17 protein-coding genes are annotated in these 21,475 nt (G+C 65.0%); 9 read left to right on the top strand and 8 right to left on the bottom strand.

Going from position 1 to position 21,475, the window contains the following annotated elements; all coding sequences use genetic code 11:
• Positions 1 to 97: 97 nt before the first annotated feature.
• From G455_RS0115280 to ccmI, 3 genes are read right to left on the bottom strand one after another with little or no spacing between them, the layout of a single operon-like run.
• Positions 98 to 349 (bottom strand): DUF1289 domain-containing protein, encoded by a 252-nt coding sequence (locus G455_RS0115280; protein ID WP_028094496.1) that lies wholly within the window; start codon positions 347 to 349, stop codon positions 98 to 100.
• A gap of 3 nt (positions 350 to 352) precedes the next feature.
• Positions 353 to 829, bottom strand: coding sequence for a Holliday junction resolvase RuvX (ruvX, locus tag G455_RS0115275; protein WP_028094495.1), 477 nt, complete (start codon positions 827 to 829; stop codon positions 353 to 355).
• Entirely contained in the window at positions 826 to 2,058 is a 1,233-nt protein-coding gene (gene ccmI / locus G455_RS0115270; protein WP_028094494.1) for a c-type cytochrome biogenesis protein CcmI, read from the bottom strand. The genes ruvX and ccmI overlap by 4 nt, the downstream gene beginning before the upstream one ends.
• A gap of 171 nt (positions 2,059 to 2,229) precedes the next feature.
• Here ccmI and G455_RS0115265 point away from each other — a divergent pair, with 171 nt between their 5' ends.
• From G455_RS0115265 to G455_RS0115245, 5 genes are all read left to right on the top strand, one after another.
• The gene (locus tag G455_RS0115265; RefSeq protein WP_028094493.1) at positions 2,230 to 3,474 is read left to right on the top strand and encodes a sarcosine oxidase subunit beta family protein; all 1,245 of its coding nucleotides are present in this window, start codon (positions 2,230 to 2,232) and stop codon (positions 3,472 to 3,474) included.
• Between the two features lie 133 nt (positions 3,475 to 3,607).
• On the top strand, positions 3,608 to 3,937 hold the full coding sequence (locus G455_RS0115260) for a sarcosine oxidase subunit delta (RefSeq protein WP_028094492.1): 330 nt from the start codon (positions 3,608 to 3,610) through the stop codon (positions 3,935 to 3,937).
• 61 nt (positions 3,938 to 3,998) lie between these two features.
• Positions 3,999 to 7,010: a sarcosine oxidase subunit alpha family protein gene (locus G455_RS0115255; protein ID WP_028094491.1), complete on the top strand. Its 3,012-nt coding sequence runs from the start codon at positions 3,999 to 4,001 to the stop codon at positions 7,008 to 7,010.
• Entirely contained in the window at positions 7,003 to 7,569 is a 567-nt protein-coding gene (locus G455_RS0115250; protein ID WP_028094490.1) for a sarcosine oxidase subunit gamma, read from the top strand. Before G455_RS0115255 ends, G455_RS0115250 begins: the two co-directional genes overlap by 8 nt.
• Before the next feature lie 151 nt (positions 7,570 to 7,720).
• The gene (locus G455_RS0115245) at positions 7,721 to 8,161 is read left to right on the top strand and encodes a hypothetical protein (RefSeq protein WP_154664399.1); all 441 of its coding nucleotides are present in this window, start codon (positions 7,721 to 7,723) and stop codon (positions 8,159 to 8,161) included.
• A gap of 12 nt (positions 8,162 to 8,173) precedes the next feature.
• Here G455_RS0115245 and G455_RS0115240 read toward each other — a convergent pair whose 3' ends face one another.
• Positions 8,174 to 8,938 carry an FkbM family methyltransferase gene (locus G455_RS0115240; RefSeq protein ID WP_028094488.1) on the bottom strand — a complete coding sequence of 255 codons (765 nt, stop codon included), beginning with the start codon at positions 8,936 to 8,938 and terminating at the stop codon, positions 8,174 to 8,176.
• A 139-nt stretch (positions 8,939 to 9,077) separates the two neighbouring features.
• Here G455_RS0115240 and G455_RS0115235 point away from each other — a divergent pair, with 139 nt between their 5' ends.
• Positions 9,078 to 9,680 (top strand): superoxide dismutase, encoded by a 603-nt coding sequence (locus G455_RS0115235; protein WP_028094487.1) that lies wholly within the window; start codon positions 9,078 to 9,080, stop codon positions 9,678 to 9,680.
• A gap of 229 nt (positions 9,681 to 9,909) precedes the next feature.
• Here the strand turns inward: G455_RS0115235 and G455_RS0115230 are convergent, their stop codons facing one another.
• Complete coding sequence (locus G455_RS0115230; protein ID WP_028094486.1) at positions 9,910 to 10,461, bottom strand: LOG family protein; 552 nt, start codon at positions 10,459 to 10,461, stop codon at positions 9,910 to 9,912.
• A gap of 248 nt (positions 10,462 to 10,709) precedes the next feature.
• Here G455_RS0115230 and G455_RS0115225 point away from each other — a divergent pair, with 248 nt between their 5' ends.
• The 3 genes from G455_RS0115225 to xrtE all read left to right on the top strand — a co-directional run bounded on the left by G455_RS0115225 (position 10,710) and on the right by xrtE (position 15,696).
• Entirely contained in the window at positions 10,710 to 11,930 is a 1,221-nt protein-coding gene (locus G455_RS0115225) for a LysM peptidoglycan-binding domain-containing protein (protein ID WP_028094485.1), read from the top strand.
• Positions 11,931 to 12,118: 188 nt separating this feature from the next.
• Positions 12,119 to 13,927 (top strand): ABCB family ABC transporter ATP-binding protein/permease, encoded by a 1,809-nt coding sequence (locus tag G455_RS0115220; RefSeq protein WP_028094484.1) that lies wholly within the window; start codon positions 12,119 to 12,121, stop codon positions 13,925 to 13,927.
• Positions 13,928 to 14,094: 167 nt separating this feature from the next.
• Positions 14,095 to 15,696 (top strand): exosortase E/protease, VPEID-CTERM system, encoded by a 1,602-nt coding sequence (gene xrtE / locus G455_RS0115215; protein ID WP_028094483.1) that lies wholly within the window; start codon positions 14,095 to 14,097, stop codon positions 15,694 to 15,696.
• Positions 15,697 to 15,739: 43 nt separating this feature from the next.
• On the opposite strand, the gene G455_RS0115210 is transcribed toward xrtE, so the two are convergent.
• The 3 genes from G455_RS0115210 to G455_RS0115200 all read right to left on the bottom strand — a co-directional run bounded on the left by G455_RS0115210 (position 15,740) and on the right by G455_RS0115200 (position 21,211).
• Positions 15,740 to 15,985, bottom strand: a complete 246-nt coding sequence (locus G455_RS0115210; protein ID WP_051312548.1) for a VPEID-CTERM sorting domain-containing protein — start codon at positions 15,983 to 15,985, stop codon at positions 15,740 to 15,742.
• A gap of 244 nt (positions 15,986 to 16,229) precedes the next feature.
• Positions 16,230 to 19,976, bottom strand: coding sequence for an efflux RND transporter permease subunit (locus G455_RS0115205; RefSeq protein WP_028094481.1), 3,747 nt, complete (start codon positions 19,974 to 19,976; stop codon positions 16,230 to 16,232).
• Entirely contained in the window at positions 19,973 to 21,211 is a 1,239-nt protein-coding gene (locus tag G455_RS0115200; RefSeq protein WP_028094480.1) for an efflux RND transporter periplasmic adaptor subunit, read from the bottom strand. Before G455_RS0115200 ends, G455_RS0115205 begins: the two co-directional genes overlap by 4 nt.
• Positions 21,212 to 21,475 lie beyond the last annotated feature (264 nt).

The following is a 21,475-nucleotide window of genomic DNA, read 5'->3' as shown; positions in this document are numbered from 1 at the left end:
CAGGCGGGGACGGTCGCCGCCCCGCTGGCTGTTGCCCGCAGACTTCCCGGACTGTCGTCCCGGGGGCAAGAGGAAAATGGACCGGACCGGTCGCGGATCAGGTCGGGTCAGAGCCGCCGCGGGCCGCGAGGCGTGCGGCATGACCGCCGCGACGGCGGATAAGCCGGGGGGCGCGGTCGGGCAGGGCGGCCATGATGGCGTGGCGCTCCTCTGCCGTCATGCCCGACCATCCGGCGATCTCCTCCAGCGTGCGAAAGCAGCCGGTGCAGATCCTCTCGGTCGGGTGGATCAGACAGATCTTGACGCAGGGGCTTTCGATCTCCTGCCGGCGCCAGATGTCGTTGCCCATGCTTCAGCCCCCGGTCTTCATGTGGCGCATCCGGTCCAGCGCGCCCTGCAGGATATAGCTGGCGGCGATATTGTCGATCCGCTCGGCACGTCGCTTGCGCGACATGTCGGCCTCGAGCATGGCGCGTTCGGCGGCCACGGTCGACAGCCGTTCATCCCAGAAGCCGATCGGCAGATCGGTCAGCTGCATCAGGTTGCGGGCGAAGGCGCGGGTCGATTGGCAGCGCGGCCCCTCGCTGCCATCCATGTTGCGCGGCAGGCCCAAGAGGATGCCGCCAACCTCGCGGTGGGCTATGATCTCCAGCAGCCGGGCGGAATCGAGGGTGAATTTCTTGCGCCGGATCGTCTCCAGCGGGGTGGCCACCGCGCCGATCCGGTCGGAGACCGCGACGCCGATGGTCTTTTCCCCCAGATCAAGCCCGATCAGAGCCGTCATCGGCGGCAGGGCGGCGACGAAGTCCTCGAATGCATCATGAATCATTCTGCCACTCCCGCATTGCGTGCCGCCGCCTCGATCTGAGTTAGCGCCTGGGTATCGTCTGCAAAGGTCTGCAGCGCTTCGCGATAGATCGCGCCGGCGCGGTCGGTCTCGCCCAGAACGCCGAGCGCACCGATCAGTTGCGCCCATTCGGCAGGGCTGCCGCCTTCGTCGGCCAGCCGCGAGGCCAGACCGTCGACCATGCCACGGATCATCTGCTGGCGGTCCTCGGCGCTCATGTCGCGGGTCGCGTCCACGTCTTCGGCACTGGGGCCCTTCAGCATCGGTGCGGGGCCCGCCGGCGGCAGGGTGTATTTCACTCCGGCCCGCGCGGCGAGTTCTTCGATCTGGCCGCGGATGGCGGGGATCCAATAGGCATCGGGCGGTCCCATCCGCAGGGTTTCCTCCCACAGGCGGAAGGCCACGTCGGGCCGTCCGGTCTGCGCCATCATCAGACCCCAGTAATACCGCGCCGGCCCGTTGTTCGGATCGCGCTTCAGCGCCTGCCCCAGCGCCTGCTCCGCCTCGGGCGAGACATAGCCGCCGGCAGCCATCACCAGAAGCTCTGCATAATCGGCGTAATCCTGGGCGGTGGCCGCATCGCCCTTCAGCACGATGGCGCGGGATTGTGCGGCATGGGCGGCGCTGAAATTGCCGATATTGGCCTCATGCTGGGCCAAAAGCATATGTCCGCGCAGATCGTCGGGACGGGCGGCAACGGCGCTGCGCAACTGTTCGATCAGCGTCTTGTAATCCGCATCCATCTGCGGCGTGGTGCGGGCCGGCATCTGCGCCTCGGCGGCAGCCTGATCGGGGCGGTCCTTGCGCGCTTCGGCCGCCAGTTCGATGCGACGGGCCAGCCCCAGATCGCCATAGCCCGGCGCGCCGATGTCACGATAAAGCAGCAGCGATCCCCCGATCACCAGAGCCGCCAGGCCGACCGTGACGACAGCGGTTGCCGTCCTTGTCGGGCCGCGGGGCGCCTGTCCTGCCTTCAGGGCGGCATCGGCGGCAAGGATTCGGCGCGACACCTCGGCCCGGATACGGTCGGCATCCGCCTCTGCGATCACGCCGCGCGCCAGATCGCGGTCGACCTCTCTGAGCTGGTCGCGATAGATCTTCAGATCATAGGCTGCGGCGGTGCCGTCGTCGGCCCGCCCGCGCCGCAGCGCCAGAACCAGCAATGCCGTGGCCGCCAGTGCCATCCCTGTAATCACGATCCAGAATGTCATTCTGCCTCCTGTTTCAGCATGATCTATAGGGCGGGAGCACATGAAAAAAGGGCAAATCGCCGGCGCAGGCCGTCATGTCGCAACTGTGACTTGCAGTAGCGATTTGCAGCCTAGGCGGCTAGACTGCCCAAAGCATGAATGCCTTGGACCAGGACCTGATCGGATTCGCCCATGACACGCTATTCCGCCTTTGCCGTCGCCCGAGAAGCCCTGAGCTATCACACCGGCTGGGGCAGGGCATGGCGCGCGCCCGAGCCGAAAAAGCGCTATGACGTCATCATCGTCGGCGCTGGCGGCCATGGGCTTGCCACCGCCTATTACCTGGGCCGGAATTTCGGCATCACCAATGTCGCGATCCTGGAAAAGGGGTGGCTCGGTGGCGGCAATACTGGCCGTAACACCACCATCATCCGGTCGAACTATCTGCAGGATTCCTCTTCGGCGATCTTCGAGAAGGCGCGTTCGCTTTACGAAGGGTTGAGCCAGGATCTGAACTATAACGTCATGTTCAGCCCGCGTGGCTGCCTGATGCTGGCCCAGACCCAGCACGAGGTTCGCGGTTATCAGCGCACGGCGCATGCCAACGCGCTCCAAGGGGTGGAGACCGAATGGATCGGGCCGGAGCGGGTCAAGGAACTCGTGCCGATCATCAACATCGACGGGCCACGCTATCCGGTGCTGGGCGCGCTCTGGCAGGCGCGCGCGGGCACGGCGCGGCACGATGCGGTAGCCTGGGGCTATGCTCGGGCCTGTTCCGACATGGGGATGGATATCATCCAGAATTGCGAGGTCACCGGCATCCGCCGCGACGGCGGCAAGGTCGTGGGTGTCTCCACCACTCGGGGAGAGATCGACTGTGACAAGCTGGGGTTGGTGGTGGCCGGCCATTCCGGCGTGCTGGCCCGGATGGCGGGGTTCCGGTTGCCGATCGAAAGCGTGGCGCTGCAGGCGCTGGTGTCGGAACCCGTCAAACCCTGCATCGACGTGGTGGTGATGGCCAATACCGTGCATGGCTACATGTCCCAATCCGACAAGGGGGAGCTGGTGATCGGTGGCGGCACCGACGCCTTCAACAATTATTCCCAGCGCGGTAGCTTCCATCATATCGAACATACGATGGCGGCGCTGATCGAGACCTTCCCGATCATCTCGCGGCTCAAGATGCTGCGGCAATGGGGCGGGATCGTCGACATGACCGGCGACCGTTCGCCGATCCTGTCGAAGACGCCGGTCGAGAACATCTTCATCAACTGCGGCTGGGGGACGGGGGGATTCAAGGCGATCCCGGGATCGGGCTGGGCCTTTGCCGAGCTGATGGCCAAGGGGCAGTCGCCACTAGCCGAGGAATTCTCTCTCGACCGGTTCACCGAGGGACGCTTCATCGACGAAAGCGTCGCGGCGGGGGTGGCGCATTGATGGAACTTTTCCCCTTTGCGCAGGCCATAGGCCTGCGCCGCGCCCGACCCGCCCCCCAAGGGCGGGCGCGTTCCGCTCCCTCCCTTCGGGCCGGGCGCGAGACCTGGAAAATCGTCGCCGAAAGGATGACCCGATGCTGATCCTTCACTGCCCCTATTGCGGAGTCTCCGCCGAGGAAACCGAATTCGCCCCCGGTGGCGAGGCGCATATCAAACGCTTCGGTCCCGGCGCCTCGGATGAGGAATTCCGCGATTACCTCTTTGCCCGCGAAAACCCCAAGGGGGTGCATTTCGAACGCTGGCGCCATGCCTATGGCTGCGGCAAGTGGTTCCACGCTGCCCGCTGCACCGTGACGCTCGAGGTCTTCGGCACCTATCCCGCCCAGACCACCGAACCGCCGCAGGCGATCCGCGACGCCATCAGCGCCAAGCGCCCGGGCTGGAGTTGGAGAGAGTTCGAATGAACCACCTTACCTGCCAAAACCCTCCCATCGCGTCCCGCGCCCCAAGCGAAAGGCCCGCCGGATGAGCACTCGCATCGCCAAACAGGGCCGTCTGATCGACCGCTCCCGCCCCGTCACCTTCACCTTCAACGGCAAGCCGATGAAGGGCTTCGCCGGCGATACCCTGGCCTCGGCGCTTCTGGCCAATGATCAGGTGCTGGTCGGCCGGTCGTTCAAATACCACCGCCCGCGCGGCATCGTGGCGAGCGGGGCAGAGGAACCGAATGCGCTGGTGGGGCTGGGGGTTGGCGCAAGGTTCGAACCGAACCAGCGCGTCACCACCACCGCGCTGTTCGACGGGCTCTGTGCCGTTAGCCAGAACCACTGGCCCAGTCTGGAATTCGACATCGGCGCGGTGAACTCGGCGCTTTCCCGCTTCTTGCCGGCTGGCTTCTATTACAAGACCTTCATCCATCCGCGCGCCTTCTGGAAATATATTTATGAACCGGTGATCCGTCAGTCGGCGGGGCTGGGCAAACCGCCGAAGGAAGAGGACGCCGACCGTTACGAGCATTTCTATGCCTTCGCCGATGTGCTGGTGATCGGCGGCGGCGTTGCCGGGTTGATGGCGGCCAAGACCGCCGCCGAGGCCGGCGCCCGCGTGCTGGTGCTGGAGCAGTCGCGCCACTGGGGCGGTCGCACCCCGGTCGATGGCGGCGAGATCGACGGCATGGCGGCGGAAGACTGGATCGCTGCCGTCGTCTCCAGCCTGAAATCCATGCCCAATGTCACGCTGCGTCGTCGTTGCATGGGGGCGGGGGTCTATGATCACGGCTATGCGCTGGGCTATGAACGGCTGACCGACCACCGGCCCGGCACCGAGGGTCCGCGCCATCGGCTGTGGCGCATTCGTGCCCGCCAGATCATCACCGCCACCGGCGCGCTGGAGCGGCCGCTGTCCTTCGCCGGCAACGATGTCCCCGGTGTCATGCTGGCCTCGGCGATGCGGGATTATGTGGTGAACTATGGGGTGGCGCCCGGTCAGAGGGTCGTCGTGGTCACCAATAACGACGATGCCTATCGCACCGCAATCACGCTGAAGCAGGCCGGCGTCGACGTGCTGCGCATCCTCGATGCCCGGCCCACCGGCGGGGGGGGCCTGATGGAAGAGGCGCGCGGCTTGGGCCTTCGGGTCGATTGCGGGCGCGGCGTTGCCAAGGTCTCGGGCGGCAAGCGGGTGGCGAAACTGGCCATCTGCGCGCAGGAGGGAAGCGGTGCGGCTCTGGAGGAGATCGCCTGTGACGCGGTTGCCATGTCGGGCGGCTGGTCGCCGGTGGTGCACCTGTGGTCCCATTGCGGCGGCAAGCTCGATTGGGACGAGGCGGCGGCGATGTTCCTTCCCGATGTGGCGCGCCCGCCAGTGGGGGCAGATGGCGCGGGCTTCGTGCAGACTGCCGGCGCGGCGAGTGGCGTGCTCAGCCTATCCGAGGGGCTTGCCGATGCCACCCAGGCGGGCAGGGCGGCGGCAAAGGCCTGCGGCTTCAAGGCCAAGAAGGGCAAGCTGCCGGAGGTGACAGAGCTGGGCGAGATGCCCATCGCTCCGGTCTGGCTGATGCCCGCCAGCGCCTCGGACGAATTGCGTGCCAAGGCCTGGCTGGATTTCCAGAACGACGTCAAGGTGTCGGACGTGCAACTTGCCGCCCGCGAGGGGTATGAAAGCGTCGAGCACACCAAGCGCTATACCACGCTGGGGATGGCGACGGATCAGGGCAAGCTGAGCAACATCAACGGTCTGGCTGTTCTGTCCGAGGCCTTGGGCCGGGCGATCCCGCAGGTGGGGACCACCACCTTCCGGCCGCCCTATACACCGATCAGTTTCGGCGCCATGGCCGGCGATGCGCGCGGTGCGCTGTTCCAACCGGTGCGCCACACGCCGATCCAGGACTGGCATGGCCCCCATGGGGCTGAGTTCGAGCCGGTCGGCCAGTGGCGACGCCCCTATGCCTATCGCCGCGCGGATGAAAGCCTTGATGGAGCGGTCATGCGAGAGGTGAAGAACACCCGGCAAGCCGTTGGGATCCTTGATGCCTCGACCCTGGGCAAGATCCTGGTCAAGGGGCCGGACGCGGGCCGGTTCCTCGACATGATCTATACCAATGTGATGTCCTCTCTGGCGCCGGGCAAATGCCGCTATGGGCTGATGTGTTCGGAAAACGGCTTTCTGATCGACGACGGCGTGGTGGCACGGATCGACGATCAGACCTTCCTGTGTCACACCACCACCGGCGGTGCCGATCATATCCATGCCCATATGGAGGAATGGCTGCAGACCGAATGGTGGGACTGGCAGGTCTACACCGCCAATGTGACCGAGCAATTCGCCCAGATCGCCGTCGTCGGGCCCAAGGCGCGCGCCGTGCTGGAGCGGTTGGGCGGCATGGATGTGTCGAAGACGGCGCTGCCCTTCATGACCTGGGCCGATGGTAGCCTCGCCGGTATCCCGGTGCGGGTCTACCGCATCTCATTCTCGGGCGAGCTGTCCTTCGAGATCGGGGTGAAGGCCGGTCAGGGCAAGGCGCTCTGGGATCGGCTGATTGCCGCGGGGGACGAGTTCGCCATGATGCCCTATGGTACTGAAGCCCTGCACATCATGCGGGCCGAAAAGGGCTTCATCATGATCGGGGACGAGACCGATGGCACGGTGATCCCGCAGGATCTGGGGCTGAACTGGGCGATTTCGAAGAAGAAAGAGGATTTCATCGGCAAGCGCGCGCAGGCGCGCAGCCATATGACCGATCCGACCCGCTGGAAACTGGTGGGGCTGGAAACGCTCGACGGCAGCGTGCTGCCGGATGGCGCTTATGCGGTGGCCGAAGGGGTGAACGCCAACGGTCAGCGCAATACGCAAGGGCGGGTGAGCTCGACCTATTATTCGCCGACACTGGGACGCGGCATCGCCATGGGGCTGGTGTTGCACGGCCCCGAGCGAATGGGCGAAGTGCTGGAGTTTCCCGGCATCGACGGCAAGACCTATCAGGCCAGGATCGTCGATCCGGTGGTCTTCGACAAGGAGGGGGAGAAACAGAATGTCTGAGCCGATCAGCGCCCTGAACGGTGCCCGCTTTGATGGTATCGCCCGGATCGCAGAGGCGGGATTGACCGGCATGATCACCCTGCGCGGCGATCTGGCAAGCAAGCCGGTGAAGGCGGCTGTAGCGGCCGTCACTGGCGCCAAGCCGCCGGGGCAGGGTCAGATCAGTTTCGGCAAGACCGGTGCTGCCGGCTGGATGTCGCCGGACGAATTGATGCTGTTCTGCCCCTATGCTGCGGCACCGGCACTGCTGGCCAAGGCCGAGGCCGCGCTGGGGCGTGCGCATGCGCTGGCGGTCGATGTCTCGGACGCGCGCGCGGTGTTCCGCGTCGATGGAGCCGCCGCGCGCGAGGTGATGGGCAAGCTTTTTCCCATCGACTTCGCCCCCGGCGCATTCGAACCCGGCCGTCTGCGCCGCAGTCGCATGGGCCAGATCGCCGCTGCGGTCTGGATGGAGCAGGATGGTGGTTTCGGGGTGATCTGTTTCCGCTCGGTCGCGGGGTATGCTTTCGCACTTTTGAAAGAGGCTGCGACGCCCGGATCGGCGGTTGGGGTTTATTGATCTCTAAGGTGTGACCTCAAGGAAGTATTTTCGCCTATGGGTTGTGGTTTCGGCGCGGATGTCGCTACAAGACCTTATCAATCAGGAGGTTTGCGATTTGCTTTGGTTCTTTCATGCCGGAGGGGCGCGTTTCCATAGGCCGTGCACGGGCTTGTATCGTTATCTGCGTCTAGGCGTTGGCGCTGCGATTGGGGTCAGCCTCGGTGCCGGAGCTGCTGCGGCCGCCAGTGACACCTCGAAAACCTATGAGTGTACACTGGTTAGCCAGGCAATGGGCGGTATGGTCCCGGAAACCGTGATCATTTTCTCTGAAGATGATTTCAAGACAGCCTCCGTCTATGACAATTACATTCATTATGCAGAGCTGAAGCCGATCAAGGTAATTCCTGTGCCGGTGAGCGAGGGCAAATACCGGATGAATTGGGAGCTGAACGATATCAAGTTCAGGACCGAGACCTTCAAGACCGAAAGCACGATCTATCTCGATACCAAGCGTCTAAGGATCGGATTTACGGGAACCCTGAAAGGCTATGACAACGAGATTCGCGGCAGTGGCAAATGTGCCCTGCGGCCGCCGAAGGGGGCAAATTAGTAATCCACGGCCTCAGCCGGTGAAGAGAAAGCTTCGGAACCGGCTGAGCGCATCGGGCGCCGTGAGATCCGCCGCGGTCACGGGCAGACCGGCATCGTCGCGACACGAGGCATAGAAGGACAGCTGTTCTGCCAGCGCCGCCATCCGCGCCGTCCGCTCGTCTTCAGGCAGATAGGGCGCATGGGTGGAGAGATAGAGCGCCGGGCGCTGCGCCTTGAGCCAGGGCAGCAGGGCGGGGATCAGGCTGAATTCGGCGCCTTCCACATCCATCTTGACCAGAGAGACGGCCGAGAGATCGGTATCGGCGGCAAAGGCCGCCCAATCCAGCGTCACGACATCGGTGCCGCCGGCAGCCTCGGCATTCAGCAGGCTGGTCATGCTGTCGCCGGCCTCGCCGCCGAAGCTTGCCATGCGGGCCACCCCGGTGCGATCCGACAGTGCCACCGGCAGGGCCGAGACATTGGTGATCCGGTTCAGGTCGATGTTCCAGGCCAGGTGGCGGAAGGCGGTGGCATCGGGTTCGAAGGCCCAGACATGACGCGCCTTGCGCGCCGCATAAAGCACCGTCGGCCCGATCCAAGCGCCGATATCCAGATAATCGCGATCCGCCGCCAGATGGGCGTCGAGCACGGCGAAGGTCTCGGGTTCCCAGGCGCCGGCGCTGGCGCGGCGCCAGAATTTGCTGTGATAGGGATCGAGCCGGAACGGCACCCCACCCAAGGTCCCCTGATAAGCGCCGCGTGCCCGATAGAGCGCCTTGCGCAATCGCGTCAGCATCCTGTCCGCCTTTCTGCCGTCTTTCCCGATCGGCTCAACCTGGCCGGGTGGGGGCTTTTGCCGTCATTGCCCTTGACCTGCCGAAGGCTGCGCCGCATGTACTTCTAGGGAAACGCAACTTTATCAGCAGGGGTCCAAGATGGCTTTTGAACTACCCGATCTTCCTTATGCACATGATGCGCTGGCATCCAAGGGCATGTCGGCGGAAACGCTGGAATATCACCACGACCTGCACCACAAGGCCTATGTCGACAACGGCAACAAGCTGATCGCCGGCACCGAGTGGGAAGGCAAGTCGGTGGAAGAGATCGTCAAGGGCACCTATCAGGCCGGTGCGGTCGCCCAGAACGGCATCTTCAACAACGCTTCGCAGCACTGGAACCACACCCAGTTCTGGGAAATGATGGGCCCGGGCGGCGCAGCTCTGCCGGGTGCGCTGGAAAAGGCTCTGGTCGAATCCTTCGGCTCGGTCGAGAAGTTCAAGGAAGACTTCGCCGCCGCCGGTGCCGGGCAATTCGGTTCGGGCTGGGCTTGGCTGGTGCAGACCGCCGATGGTTCGCTGGCCGTGACCAAGACCGAGAATGGCGTCAATCCGCTGTGCTTCGATCAGACCGCGCTGCTGGGCTGCGATGTGTGGGAACATTCCTATTACATCGACTTCCGCAACAAGCGTCCTGCCTATCTGACCAACTTCCTGGACAATCTGGTCAACTGGGAAAACGTGGCGTCGCGCCTGAAATAATCGCGCCTGCGATCCAAGATCACGACGCCCGGCCGATTGGTCGGGCGTTTGTCTGTCCGGCGCGCTTTTCGCGGGCGCGGCCCGCTCATCGCGGGGCCTGGGGCGGGAGGCGCTTTCCGTGCGCGTCCATTCCCTTCGTCATTCTCCAAATGTTCCTTGCCGCGCAAATCCGAAGCTGCCGCGCCAGGGCTGTGGCGCCCTGGGCGGGGGCGGGGGAAGAAGTGCCGGATCAGTGCAGCGCGTCGCGCAGCAGGGCCATCGCCTGCTCCGGGGTGTCGGTCCAGCTCAGCAATCCGGCGAGAGAGGGTTCGGCGAACCCCTCGGTGACGATCTGGTCGATCAGCGCCTTGAGCGGGGTCCAATAGCCTTCGGTGTTGAGGATCACGATCGGCTTGCGATGTAGATCGAGCTGGCGCCAGGTCAGCACCTCGAACAGCTCGTCCAGCGACCCGGCGCCGCCCGGCAGTACCACCACCGCGTCGGCATTCATGAACATGACTTTCTTGCGTTCGTGCATGGTCTGGGTGATCACGTAGCGGTTCAGATCGCTCTTGCCCACTTCGCGGCGAACCAGGTGCTGCGGAATCACCCCAAAGGTATCGGCGCCGCCGGCCTGGGCGGCACGGGCAACCTCTCCCATCAAACCGACGTCGCCGGCGCCGTAGACCAGCCGCCAGTCTTCTGCCGCAAGGGCTGCGCCGAGGGTTTGGGCGGCGGTCACATAGGCGGGCCGGGCGCCCGGGCGTGAGCCACAATAGACACAGACGGATTTCCTGCTCATGGGGGCGCCTTTCATTCTCTTGCCTGGGGGAAGGAATACGTGTTTTGACCCTTGATAGACCCATTGCTAGGCTGGCTCAACCACAGGTCGGCGGCGTGCCCTTTCTCCGGGGAAGGGCGCCGCGCGGTGAATGATAGGACGGCGATGTAACGGAATGGCGAAACCGCGGCGCGTGCAGATCTCCGGCAAACGGGGGCAAAAGGTGCCGCGGTCGGGACGGGACTGGAGCAGATCGGGGATGGACGGAGATGAGTGCTGAAACGGGACGCGCAGGTCTGGGGTGGATGCTGGGGGCTGTCGCGGGCATCGCGGTGGTCGCCGTCGGGGCCGGGGCGCTCTACTATGCCGGTGCGTTCTCTTCCGCGCCGGTCGTGATGCCGGAAAAGTCCGAGGCGCCGGCCGCAGCCCTGACAGAGCGGGCGCCCGAGACCTCTGAGGTGATTGTGCCGCAGGCCGCTCCGGCGCAGGAGGGGGTGACCCCGGACAGGGGGCCGACCGTGGCAGGGACGGCAGAGTCGGTGCCGCCGCGTTTCGATCTGGTTCGGGTCGAGCCGGACGGTACGGCGGTGATCGCGGGGCGCGCCCCGGCCGGGGCGCGAGTGACGATCCTTGTCGATGGCATCGAGCAACAGGCCCTGACGGCGGGAGCCGATGGCGCCTTCGTCGGCTTCATGAGCCTGACACCGAGCGAGGCGCCGCGCGTCCTGACGCTGCGGGCCGAGCTGGGCGCGGAGAGCCAGGTGTCTGAAGATCAGATCATCCTGGCGCCGCAGCCGGTGGCGCCGGTCAAGACGGAAGAACCGGTCGGGGAAACCGTGGCTTCGGTTCCCGACGCCGCGGTTGAGCAGGCCCCGGCCCAAGGCGGTGCGCCGTCGCAGGACGCGCCTGTTGCGGCTGCCGCAGGGAAGGAACCGGCGCCTGTCGCGGTGCTGCGAACGGGTGCAGATGGGGTTGAACTGTTACAGCCCGCCATCGCTGCGGAGCCGGGGGAGAATGCCGGGCTCAGGCTCGACACCATCGGTTACAGCGCCGGGGGCGATGTGCTGCTCTCGGGGATTGCCGGGGGGCGGAGGGTGGTGCGCCTCTATCTCGACAACGCCGCGGTGGCCGACGTGGCCGTGGCAGAGGATGGCCGCTGGCAGGGGCGGCTTTCGGGCATCCGGCCGGGTGTCTATACGCTGAGGCTCGATGAGATCGACGCCGGTGGCAAGGTGACGAACCGGTTGGAGACCCCGTTCAAGCGCGAGGCGCCGGAGGTCCTGACCCCAGCGGGAACCGAGGCCGGCGGGGCGGGCGATGCTCCGGCAGTGCGGGTGGTGACGGTGCAGAAGGGGGACACGCTTTGGGCGATCTCGCGGGCGCGCTATGGCGACGGGCCGTTTTACGTGCGGGTCTATGAGGCCAATCGCGACCGCATCCGCGACCCCGATCTGATCTATCCGGGGCAGGTTTTCGCGCTGCCGGAATAGTGGCCTCCGCAGGCCGCCTTCTGGCCTGACGCATCGGGGGGAGGGCGGCCCTTCAGGGCGTGTCTCAGGCGGGAGCATGCGGGCGGCGAAGACGGGCGGCGAAGACGGGCAGACGCCTACTGTGGCACCTCTGGCTCTGGCCATTTCGCAAGTGTCGCCCTATGTGGGGACACTGGCAAGGAAGACGCATGACCCAACCGATTACTCCCCCCGCCCGGACCGAGCGCGCCTCGGGCTGGCGCACCATCCGCAAAGTCGCCCCCGATCTCTGGCCGCAGGACCAGCCCTGGGTCAAACGCCGCGTCGTGCTGGCGATGGCGGCGCTGGTGATTTCCAAGCTGATCGCGGTCTATACGCCGATCCTCTACAAGGAGGCGGTGGACGCGCTAGCCAAGGAGGGCGTGCCGAACATCGCCCTGGGGGCGGTCGGGCTGACCGTCGCCTATGGGGTGGCGCGGATGCTGAACTCAGGCCTGCAGCAGCTGCGTGACGCGATCTTCGCACCCGTGGCGCAGCGGGCGCTGAGGCGGCTGGCGCTGCAGACCTTCAATCACATCCACCGGCTGTCGATGCGGTATCATATCAGCCGCAAGACCGGCGGGCTGAGCCGGATCATTGAGCGCGGGGTGAAGGGGGTCGAATTCCTGTTGCGCTTCCTGTTGTTCAGCGTCGGCCCTCTGATCCTGGAGTTGACGCTGGTCGCCATCATCCTGACGGTGTTGTTCGATGCCTGGTATCTGCTGATCGTCGCGGTCACCATCGCCATCTATGTCTGGTTCACCTTCAAGGTCACCGAATGGCGGGTGCAGCTGCGCCGCGAGATGAACGATCAGGACACCGATGCCAATCAGAAGGCGATCGACAGCCTGCTGAACTATGAGACGGTGAAATATTTCGGCGCCGAGGAACGCGAGGCCGCACGCTATGACGTGGCCATGCGCGGCTATGAGCAGGCGGCGCTGAAGACCGCTTATTCGCTGTCCTTCCTGAACTTCGGTCAGTCCTTCCTGATCACCCTTGGGTTGATCGGGGTGATGGTGCTGGCCGCCATCGGCGTGCAGAACGGCACCCTGACGGTGGGCGACTTCGTCATGGTCAACGCCTATATGATCCAGATCACCATCCCGCTGAACTTCCTTGGCACCGTTTACCGCGAAATCCGCCAGGCGCTGGTGGATATGGGCGAGATGTTCGATCTTCTGGAGCAGCCGCAGGAGGTCTGTGACAAGCCCGGCGCGCCGGTGCTGAAGGTGACGGGCGGACGGATCGAACTCGATGATGTGCATTTCTCCTATAACCCGGACCGGGAAATCCTGAAGGGTGTCAGCCTGGATGTGCCGGCGGGTCAGTCGGTTGCCATCGTCGGGGCCACCGGGTCGGGCAAATCGACCATTGGGCGGCTGCTGTTCCGTTTCTACGATGTCACCGGCGGTGCGATCCGGATCGACGGCCAGGATATCCGGGACGTGACCCAGACCAGTCTGCACGACGCCATCGGGGTGGTGCCGCAGGACACCGTTCTGTTCAACGACACCATCCGCTACAATATCGCCTATGGCCGTGACGGTGCCACCGAGGAGGAGATCGTCGAGGCCGCGCGCGCAGCGCAAATCCACGATTTCATCATCTCGCTGCCCGAAGGGTATGAGACACAGGTCGGCGAACGCGGGCTGAAGCTGTCGGGCGGGGAAAAGCAGCGGGTCGGCATCGCCCGGACCCTGTTGAAGAACCCGCCGATCCTGCTGTTGGACGAGGCGACCTCGGCGCTCGACAGTCATACCGAGCAGGAGATCAAGGGCGCGCTGGAGCGCGCGGGCGAGGGGCGCACGGTGATCACCATCGCGCACCGGCTGTCGACCATCGCCGAGGCGGACAAGATCGTCGTCCTCAACCGCGGCGAGGTGGTGGAAGAGGGCACCCACGAGGCACTGCTGACTCAGGGCGGGCGCTATGCCACGCTGTGGCGGCGGCAATTGTCGGAAGATCACGCGGCCTGATCCCGGCCCGGGGCCTGCGCGGGCGGTTTTCCCGCGCAGGTCCTGAGCTCCCCTTCGGTCATCGACCCGAATATGTCCCGATTTTCGCCTTTTTCCCGACCCGATGCTGTGGTCAGGAGAGGGGAGATGATAACTGAAGGGCCGGCATCTGCCGGTAGGGGCGGCATATGGGCAGACGCGCGGGACTGGGGTTGGCGATCCTGATAGCCGAACTGGTGGCGATCGTGCTGGTGTTTCAGGTCTTCTCCAGCTTCGAATGTCGCCAGACCGGGATCGAGGACGCCTGCCGTGCGCTCAGGAGCGGGGCGCTGCGCGGTCTGTGCGTTGTGGTCGCCGTGGCGCTGGTTTTGGCCCTGCGCGCCGATCTGCGGCATCGGTTGTCGGCGTTGACGGGGGCTATCACCGGGCGGCTGGGCTGGGCCGCGCTGCATCTGGTCGGGATCGCGGTGATCTTTCTGCCCTGGCTGGTGGCCGATGCCGGCAGTCACGAGACCGGCTTCGCCAGGTACATGGCGTTGCTGGCCGGCGGCGCGCTGCTGGCGGGGATCGGCGGCCTGCTCTGGCTGATGGGGCCGCGCGACTGGGGGCGCTGGTTGCGCTCGGGCGGGGCGCTGATGCTGGCACTGGCGGCACTCGCCGCGCTGATCCCCGATCTGGCTGCGGTGCTGAACCAGGCCTGGAGCCTTTATGCGCTGCAAATTTCCACCTTCTACGGGGTGGCGGTGCTGCTGTCGGCCGCTGGTCAGGAGGTGTTTCTGGCGCTTTATCCGCCGACTATCGGCACCGGATGGTTCCGGGTTGAGATCTCAGCGCAATGTTCCGGGGTCGAGGGGTTTGCCCTGATTGCGGGCTTCATGGTGATCTATGCGATGCTGATGCGCGGGATGCTGCGGCCCGGGCGCTATTGGCTGGTGGTCCTTCCTGTGGCTTTGCTGGTGAGCTGGGTCTTCAACGTGATCCGGATCACGGTGCTGATCCTTCTGGGCAGCTATGTTTCGCCCGATCTGGCGGTGAACGGATTCCACAGCTTTGCCGGCTGGCTGTTCTTTACGGTATTGGCGCTGGGGGTCTTGTCGGTGGTTCAGCAGATGCGCTGGCTGCAGCGCGCACCGGAGGAGAATGTGGTTGCTCCGGTTCAGGGGCGTGGTGAGGCGGGTGATCGGCGGCTGACAGATGATTGGGCGGCCGCCTGCATTCTTCCCTTCATCCTCTTCATGCTCTCCGGGTTGATCGTCAACAGCTTCTGGCAGGTGCCGGCACTGGGCTTTCCGTTGCAGGCGGCAATGATGGCGCTGGGGCTGTGGCTGTTCCGCCGTCCGTTTCTGCGGCTGGAGTGGCAGCTGGACCCGGTTGCCCTGGGCGCCGGGGTGCTGATTGGCCTGGGCTGGATCGCGCTGGCGGATCGTGGCGGGCCGCCGCTCGATGGCCTGGCAACGCTGGGCGGTGGGGCGCTGATGGCCTGGGGCGTGGTGCGGGTGATCGGCACCTCGTTCCTGGTTCCGATGGTCGAGGAGGCGTTCTTTCGCGGCTATCTGATGGCGCGGCTCGATACCGGCAGCCTGCCGATGCGCATCGCCGCTGTGGCGGTGTCGACTGCTGGCTTTGCCCTCCTGCATGGTCGGATTGTCGAAGCCGGGGTTGCCGGTGTGATCTTTGCGCTGGTGATGCTGCGCAAGGGCCGGCTGGGCGATGCCATCGTCGCGCATGCGGTGGCAAATGCAATTGTCGCCGCTGCAGCGGTGCTGAGCGGCGACTGGTCTTTGATCTGAGCGGACAGGCCGGCCGGGGGTCGGTGCCCTCTATCCTGGGGGATCAGCGCGCGCGACGGCGCTTCATTTCCCAGGACAGCAGCAGGGCGGCGCCGATGGCGGCCATGGCGAGCAGGCCGGTCGATGCGTCGATCTCCGGAACCTGCGAATTGTTGGATCCGCCGTCATGGCCCCAGTTCCAATCGCCCGGAAACCACCAGGTGCCAGCGGTTGTTGAAGCCGAAGCTGCAATGGTCGAGGCGATCAACGCCGGGACCGAAACAGCAGCAATCTTGATAGTGCGCAGCATTTAAAAATACTCCCAAGTGAACCAGTGGCGAGTGTTGCAGATAGGGACAATTTTCGCAAAATTTGTATTCAAATTGGTCCCTTTGGTGGGACAATGCCGGAGAGGTCTACTTGATTGTCTCTTGCTCTTGTCTGATCGCCTACAGGTTGATCAGGTTTCTGTCCAAAATTGCCACATTCCGATGGTCGCAGCGGCATGAAACGGGGCGAATCATTCTTGCCCCACCGCAGTGCGTGGATATCTCTCAGCCCGGCGTGTCCGGAGATGCGGGCGGTGGCATGCCCTGCACCGGGCCCTCGTCCCAGAGGATTTCGGTTGCCCTCAGGCGTCGGATTTCGCGATGCAGCCGCATGTCCTGCGCAACCTCACCGGAGCTGCCGGCACCGAGCCGGGCCAGCAACAGCCCGATCCAGCGCAGATAGGTTTCAAGCCAGACCCGGATCGCCAGCAGTGACGGGGTGACCACCAGCGTCAGCACGGTGGCAATGCCCAGACCGAAGACCACCGCTGTCGCCAATTGCTTCCACCAGAGCGCCGTGGGGCTGTCGATCGAATAACCGCCGCCGATGAAATCCAGCGACAGGCCGAACATCATTGGCGTCAGCCCCGCCATGGTGGTGATCGTGGTCAGCAGCACCGGGCGAATGCGCGCCTCGGCAGTACGCACGATGGCCTCGATCCGGGGCATGTATTGGCTGAACTCCTGATAGGTGTCGATCAGCACGATGTTGTTGTTCACCACGATCCCGGCAAGCGCCACGATGCCGGTGCCGGTCATGATGATCGAAAACGGCTGATCCATCACCATCATGCCGATCAGCACGCCGGTGGTCGACAAGACCACCGCCAGCAGCACCAGCACCGAGTTGTAGAAGCTGTTGAACTGCGCCAGCAGGATCAGGAACATCAGCCCCAGCGCGGCGGCGAAAGCCTTGGTCAGAAAAGCCTGGCTGTCCGCCTGTTCCTCCTGATCGCCGGTCCATTCCCAGTCAATGCCGGGGGGGAAGGGATCGCTCTCCAGCCAGTCGGTCAGCAGCGCGATCCGTTCATTGGCATTGACCGGCGCCAGCCGTGCGCCGTCATCGACCGCCCGCTGCACCGTCGCGGCCTCGACCCCATTGGCCAGCGCGGCAAGCCCATAGGCGATGCCGGTCTTGGCGATGATCTCGCCAGTGGTGCCGTCGGGCAGGGGCTGAAGCGTGGCGATCAGCATTCCGTCAGCCGGGGCGATCACCTTCACCAGCCCCGGCTGCACATCCGCCTTCACGTCGAAATAGCGCTGCTGGTCGACACGGTTGATGGTGGCCAGCTTCTCGACCGGCTTGCGGGTGACGAAATTCGACAGGGGCACCAGCCCGTCAACGGTGCGCAGTTTCAGCGTGTCGAGGGTGGAGAGCACCCGATCCTCGCGCGGCAGGCGCACCCTGATGTCGATTTCCTCGTCCGAGCTGTCCACCCGCATGGTATCGAGCAGGATGCCCCGGGTGACCAGTTGCACCATCGCCCCGACAGTGGCGACATCGGCCCCGAAGCGACCGGCCTTTTCGACGTCGACATTGACCTGCCAGTCTATGCCGGGCAGGGGCAGGGTGTCTTCTGTCTTGATCAGCCCCGGGGTCGCATCGAACTTGGCCCGGGCGACGGCGACAGCCTGTTGCAGCAGCTCCCAGTCGTCGCCCTTGAGCCGAAGATGTACTGGCTTGGCCGAGGCCGGCCCGCGTCCCAGCGCGGTGATCTCGGTCTCGAAGCCGGGCAGTTTGGCCAGTTCGGCCGAAAGCTGCTCCAACACCAGATCGCCGTCATAGGCGGGGTCCGAAATCTCGCGCTCCAGCCGGCCGCCCAGCCAGGGTTCGCGGCGGGTAGGGCGGTCTTCCCAGGGGGTGATTTCGAACTGGATCTGGCCCACCGTGTCGGCGGGAAGCTGGGCGCCGCCGGTGTCTTGGGTCAGGCCGCCGTTGCCGGCGAAGGAAAACACATTGGTTACCGCCGGATGCGCCAGCACCACGTTTTCGGCCTGGCGCACCATCGCATCGGTTTCGGTCAGCGACAGGTTGCCGCGCGCCCGGACATAGACCGATGCCTGTTCGGGTTCGGATTCGACGAAGAATTCAACCCCCTTCGACTGTGCCGGGAACAGGATGAAGGCGGTGTAATATATGCCGGCAAAGACCGCCGCCACGGCAAGGAGCGGGGTGACGGGGTTGCCGGTGATCAGATGAATCACCCAGCCGAACACCGTGTGCCTCCGCCTTGGCCGGATCGTCCGGCGCGCCCGTTCAATCCGCGCCGCGCTCAGCGTGACGGAGCCGGCGAAAGCGGCCAGCAGGAACAAAATCCCGCCGAGCAACGACGCCAGCATGGGCGACATGCCCTGAGGTAGAAGATAGGTGGGGTTCAGCACCTGCATCGCCGCCAGGAACATGGAATAGAGCGCGACAGGCACCAATGCTGCCCGGGCCGGCCAGGGCAGATGTGCCCGCAGCATATCGGAAAGCTGGGAAAACACGCGCGAAATCCGCCCGGTCACGCCACCCATCACCGGCAGGTAGATCAGCGCGACCACCAGCGAGGCGGACAGAACGAAGATCAGGGTCACCGGTAGCATGCCCATGAACTCGCCCGAGACGCCGGGCCAGAACAGCATCGGCAGGAAGGCGCAGAGCGTCGTCGCCGTCGAGCTGACGATGGGCCAGAACATCCGCTTGGCGGCCTCGACATAGGCGTGCATCGGGCCGGAGCCTTCGGCGATGCGCTTGTCGGCATATTCCACCACCACGATGGCGCCGTCGACCAGCATGCCGACGGCGAGGATCAGTCCGAACATCACGATGTTGGAAATCGACACGCCCATCGCCGCCAGTAGGGCGAAGCACAGCAGAAACGAGGTGGGGATGGAAAAGCCCACCAGCAGCGCCGCCCGGCTGCCGAGACTGGCCAGCACCACGATCATCACCAGCGCGATGGCGGTCAGCACCGATCCTTCGAGCTGGCTGACCATCGAGGCGACGATGCGGCTTTGATCGTTCGAGGTGCCGAGCGTCACCGCCGCTTTCAGTTCGGGTGGCCATTTGGCGCGGGCCTTTTCCAGTGCCTGCTTCACCTCGGCGACGGTGTCGATCAGGTTATAACCCTTGCGCTTGACCACTTGCAGCGCGACCGTGTTTTCACCGTTGAACCGTGCGGTGCCCTCGCGATCCTCAAAGGTATAGTTGATCTGGGCCAGTTCCCCCAGGGTGACCACCCGGTCGCCGTTGGTCTTGACGGGAAGCTCATAGACATCTTGCGGGCTGTTGAAGGACGAGGGGAGCTTGACCGAAAACGTGCCTTGATCGCTTTTCACCTCACCGGCGGCGATGAGCTGGTTGTTGTTCTGCACCACATTGATCAGCTCGGCCGCGGTGACGTTGTAGGATTCCAATCTGAGCGGGTCGATCACCACCTCGAGCATCTCGTCGCGGCTGCCGGCGATTCCTGCCTCAAGCACCGCATCCAGCGCTTCAAGGTCGTCTTGCAAGTCTTTGGCAATGCGGGCCATCGTGCGTTCAGGCACGGCGCCGGTCAGGTTGACGATGACGATCGGAAATTCCGAGAAATTGATCTCGGCGATGGTGTATTGTTCTGCCCCTTCGGGGAATTTCGCCTGTGCCGCATTCATCGCGTCGCGCACGTCGGCGGTGGTGGCCGTCTTGTCCCAGCCGAAGGCGAACTCCAGCGCCACCCCGGCATAGCCTTCGGCGGCGGTCGCGCTCATCTTGTCGAGCCCGTCGATATCGGCCAGCTCGGTCTCCATCGGCTTGACCAGCAGCTTTTCGGAATCCTCGGCCGAGATGCCGGGGAATTGCACCGAGACGAAGAGCATCGGGATTTCGATGTCCGGTTCGCCCTCTTTCGGCAGCGAGACATAGGCGTAGCCACCGACGAGCAGCGACAGCGCGATGAAGGCCAGGACCATCCGCGCCCGGGCGGCGGCCCAGTCGATCATCCCGGTCATCGGGAGAGCTCCCGATAGGTCGGGGAGACATGGACACCGGCGGTCACGAAATCCTGCCCTACCACGATCACATCGGCGGTATCGGGCAGCCCGCCGATCCATAGCCCATCGGCCTCGTCACGCAGCACCGCGACGGGGCGAAATCCGACGATATCGCCGGGCTCGACGACGCGGACGCCCAGCTGGCCCTCGTTGTTCAGCGTCAGCGCCGATTGCGGCAGCCTGTGCGCCAGCGCCCCCTGGGCCGAAATCGCGATGCTGGCGGTCTGCCCGTCGCGGATCGTCAGGTCGGGGTTCGGCACGGTGATCTCGACCTCGAAGGTGCGGGTGGCGGGATCGGCGGCGCGGCTCAGGAAGGTGACCTGTCCGGCAATCTTCTCGCCAGTGGCCAGCGCCGCCTGCGCCGCTGCGCCGAGCCGGACGCGCGCGACTTCGGTTTCCGGCACATAGCCGACCACCTTGATCGGGTCGAGCTGGATCACCACGGCGCAGAGGCTGCCGGCCTGCATCAGGCTGCCCAGTTCGGCGGCATCCGATTCCAGCAAACCCTCAAAGGGGGCGGTGATGGTCAGCAGCGCGATTTCCCGTTCGGCGGTCGCGACGGCGGCCTGGGCCGCTTCGACGCCGGCCTGGCTGGACTGGATGCCGGCCTGGGCCGAGGCGATCGCCGCTTCGGCCGAGCGGACCTCGGCGGCGCGGGCCAGAAGCGTCGTCTGCGCCGTATAGCCCCCCTGGTTGAGCTGTTTGGCGGCGGTGTGGTTGATCTGCGCCTCGGCCAGTTTCGCCTCTGCTTCGGCCAGCTTGGCGTCGGCTTCGGGCAGGCGGGCCCCGGCCTCGGCCAGGGTCGCGCGGGCCTTGACCAGATTGGCGGCGCGGGTTCCTGGATCGAGCTTGCACAGGATGTCTCCGGCGGCGACAAAGCTGCCTTTGCGACGGGGATCGGAAATCACCGCACCGGTGGTCTCGGCCTTTACCTCGACCTGACGCGCGGCCCGGGTTTCACCGCGCAACACCACGGCACTGTCGATGGTGCGCGCCCGGGAATGCAGCGCGACCACCCGCATGGCCCGGGTGGGGGCAGAGGGTGAGGTGGCTGGCGCCGCTGTGGTCATGGCCGCAGGCGTCTCGGCGGCCTGGGCGCCTCTGGCAAAGCTTAGCAATTCGTCGCGCTTGAAGACGGCGAGAATGAGAATGGCGACAACGAGAATAGCGGTCAGAACGGGGATCGGTCGCATGGGATATCATCCTTGGTGGCCGGAACCGCAAATGCGATACAAGTGAAATGAGCTAACTTTGTGGCAGATATAACAGATTAGACGGTCAGAATGACATAATCCCAAGATGAAAATTCGCGACCCGCTGCCGCAGGGCCAGACGGTGCGAAGCCGCGGGGTCAGGCCGCGCCCCTTGGCTTGCGGCGGGATGCGCTGTAAGAGGAGAAAATGCGCCTGATCTCCGGCGGTTGGCGGTGCGGCCTTGCACGCCGGTCGCGCGGTCGC

It is taken from the genome of Pseudodonghicola xiamenensis DSM 18339 (assembly GCF_000429365.1).
In the GTDB taxonomy this organism is placed as follows: domain Bacteria; phylum Pseudomonadota; class Alphaproteobacteria; order Rhodobacterales; family Rhodobacteraceae; genus Pseudodonghicola; species Pseudodonghicola xiamenensis.
The sequence above is the reverse complement of the archived record's forward strand: the minus strand, read 5'-3'. Positions and strand labels throughout refer to the sequence as shown.

Excerpts from the sequence above, each read along its gene's own strand:
- G455_RS0115210 (WP_051312548.1), bottom strand. The coding sequence starts at position 15,985 with ATGCTGCGCACTATCAAGATTGCTGCTGTTTCGGTCCCGGCGTTGATC.
- G455_RS0115225 (WP_028094485.1), top strand. The coding sequence starts at position 10,710 with ATGAGTGCTGAAACGGGACGCGCAGGTCTGGGGTGGATGCTGGGGGCT.
- xrtE (WP_028094483.1), top strand. The coding sequence starts at position 14,095 with ATGGGCAGACGCGCGGGACTGGGGTTGGCGATCCTGATAGCCGAACTG.
- G455_RS0115200 (WP_028094480.1), bottom strand. The coding sequence starts at position 21,211 with ATGCGACCGATCCCCGTTCTGACCGCTATTCTCGTTGTCGCCATTCTC.
- G455_RS0115255 (WP_028094491.1), top strand. The coding sequence starts at position 3,999 with ATGAGCACTCGCATCGCCAAACAGGGCCGTCTGATCGACCGCTCCCGC.
- G455_RS0115205 (WP_028094481.1), bottom strand. The coding sequence starts at position 19,976 with ATGACCGGGATGATCGACTGGGCCGCCGCCCGGGCGCGGATGGTCCTG.
- G455_RS0115240 (WP_028094488.1), bottom strand. The coding sequence starts at position 8,938 with ATGCTGACGCGATTGCGCAAGGCGCTCTATCGGGCACGCGGCGCTTAT.
- G455_RS0115265 (WP_028094493.1), top strand. The coding sequence starts at position 2,230 with ATGACACGCTATTCCGCCTTTGCCGTCGCCCGAGAAGCCCTGAGCTAT.
- G455_RS0115260 (WP_028094492.1), top strand. The coding sequence starts at position 3,608 with ATGCTGATCCTTCACTGCCCCTATTGCGGAGTCTCCGCCGAGGAAACC.
- G455_RS0115220 (WP_028094484.1), top strand. The coding sequence starts at position 12,119 with ATGACCCAACCGATTACTCCCCCCGCCCGGACCGAGCGCGCCTCGGGC.
- ccmI (WP_028094494.1), bottom strand. The coding sequence starts at position 2,058 with ATGACATTCTGGATCGTGATTACAGGGATGGCACTGGCGGCCACGGCA.
- G455_RS0115280 (WP_028094496.1), bottom strand. The coding sequence starts at position 349 with ATGGGCAACGACATCTGGCGCCGGCAGGAGATCGAAAGCCCCTGCGTC.
- G455_RS0115250 (WP_028094490.1), top strand. The coding sequence starts at position 7,003 with ATGTCTGAGCCGATCAGCGCCCTGAACGGTGCCCGCTTTGATGGTATC.
- ruvX (WP_028094495.1), bottom strand. The coding sequence starts at position 829 with ATGATTCATGATGCATTCGAGGACTTCGTCGCCGCCCTGCCGCCGATG.
- G455_RS0115230 (WP_028094486.1), bottom strand. The coding sequence starts at position 10,461 with ATGAGCAGGAAATCCGTCTGTGTCTATTGTGGCTCACGCCCGGGCGCC.
- G455_RS0115235 (WP_028094487.1), top strand. The coding sequence starts at position 9,078 with ATGGCTTTTGAACTACCCGATCTTCCTTATGCACATGATGCGCTGGCA.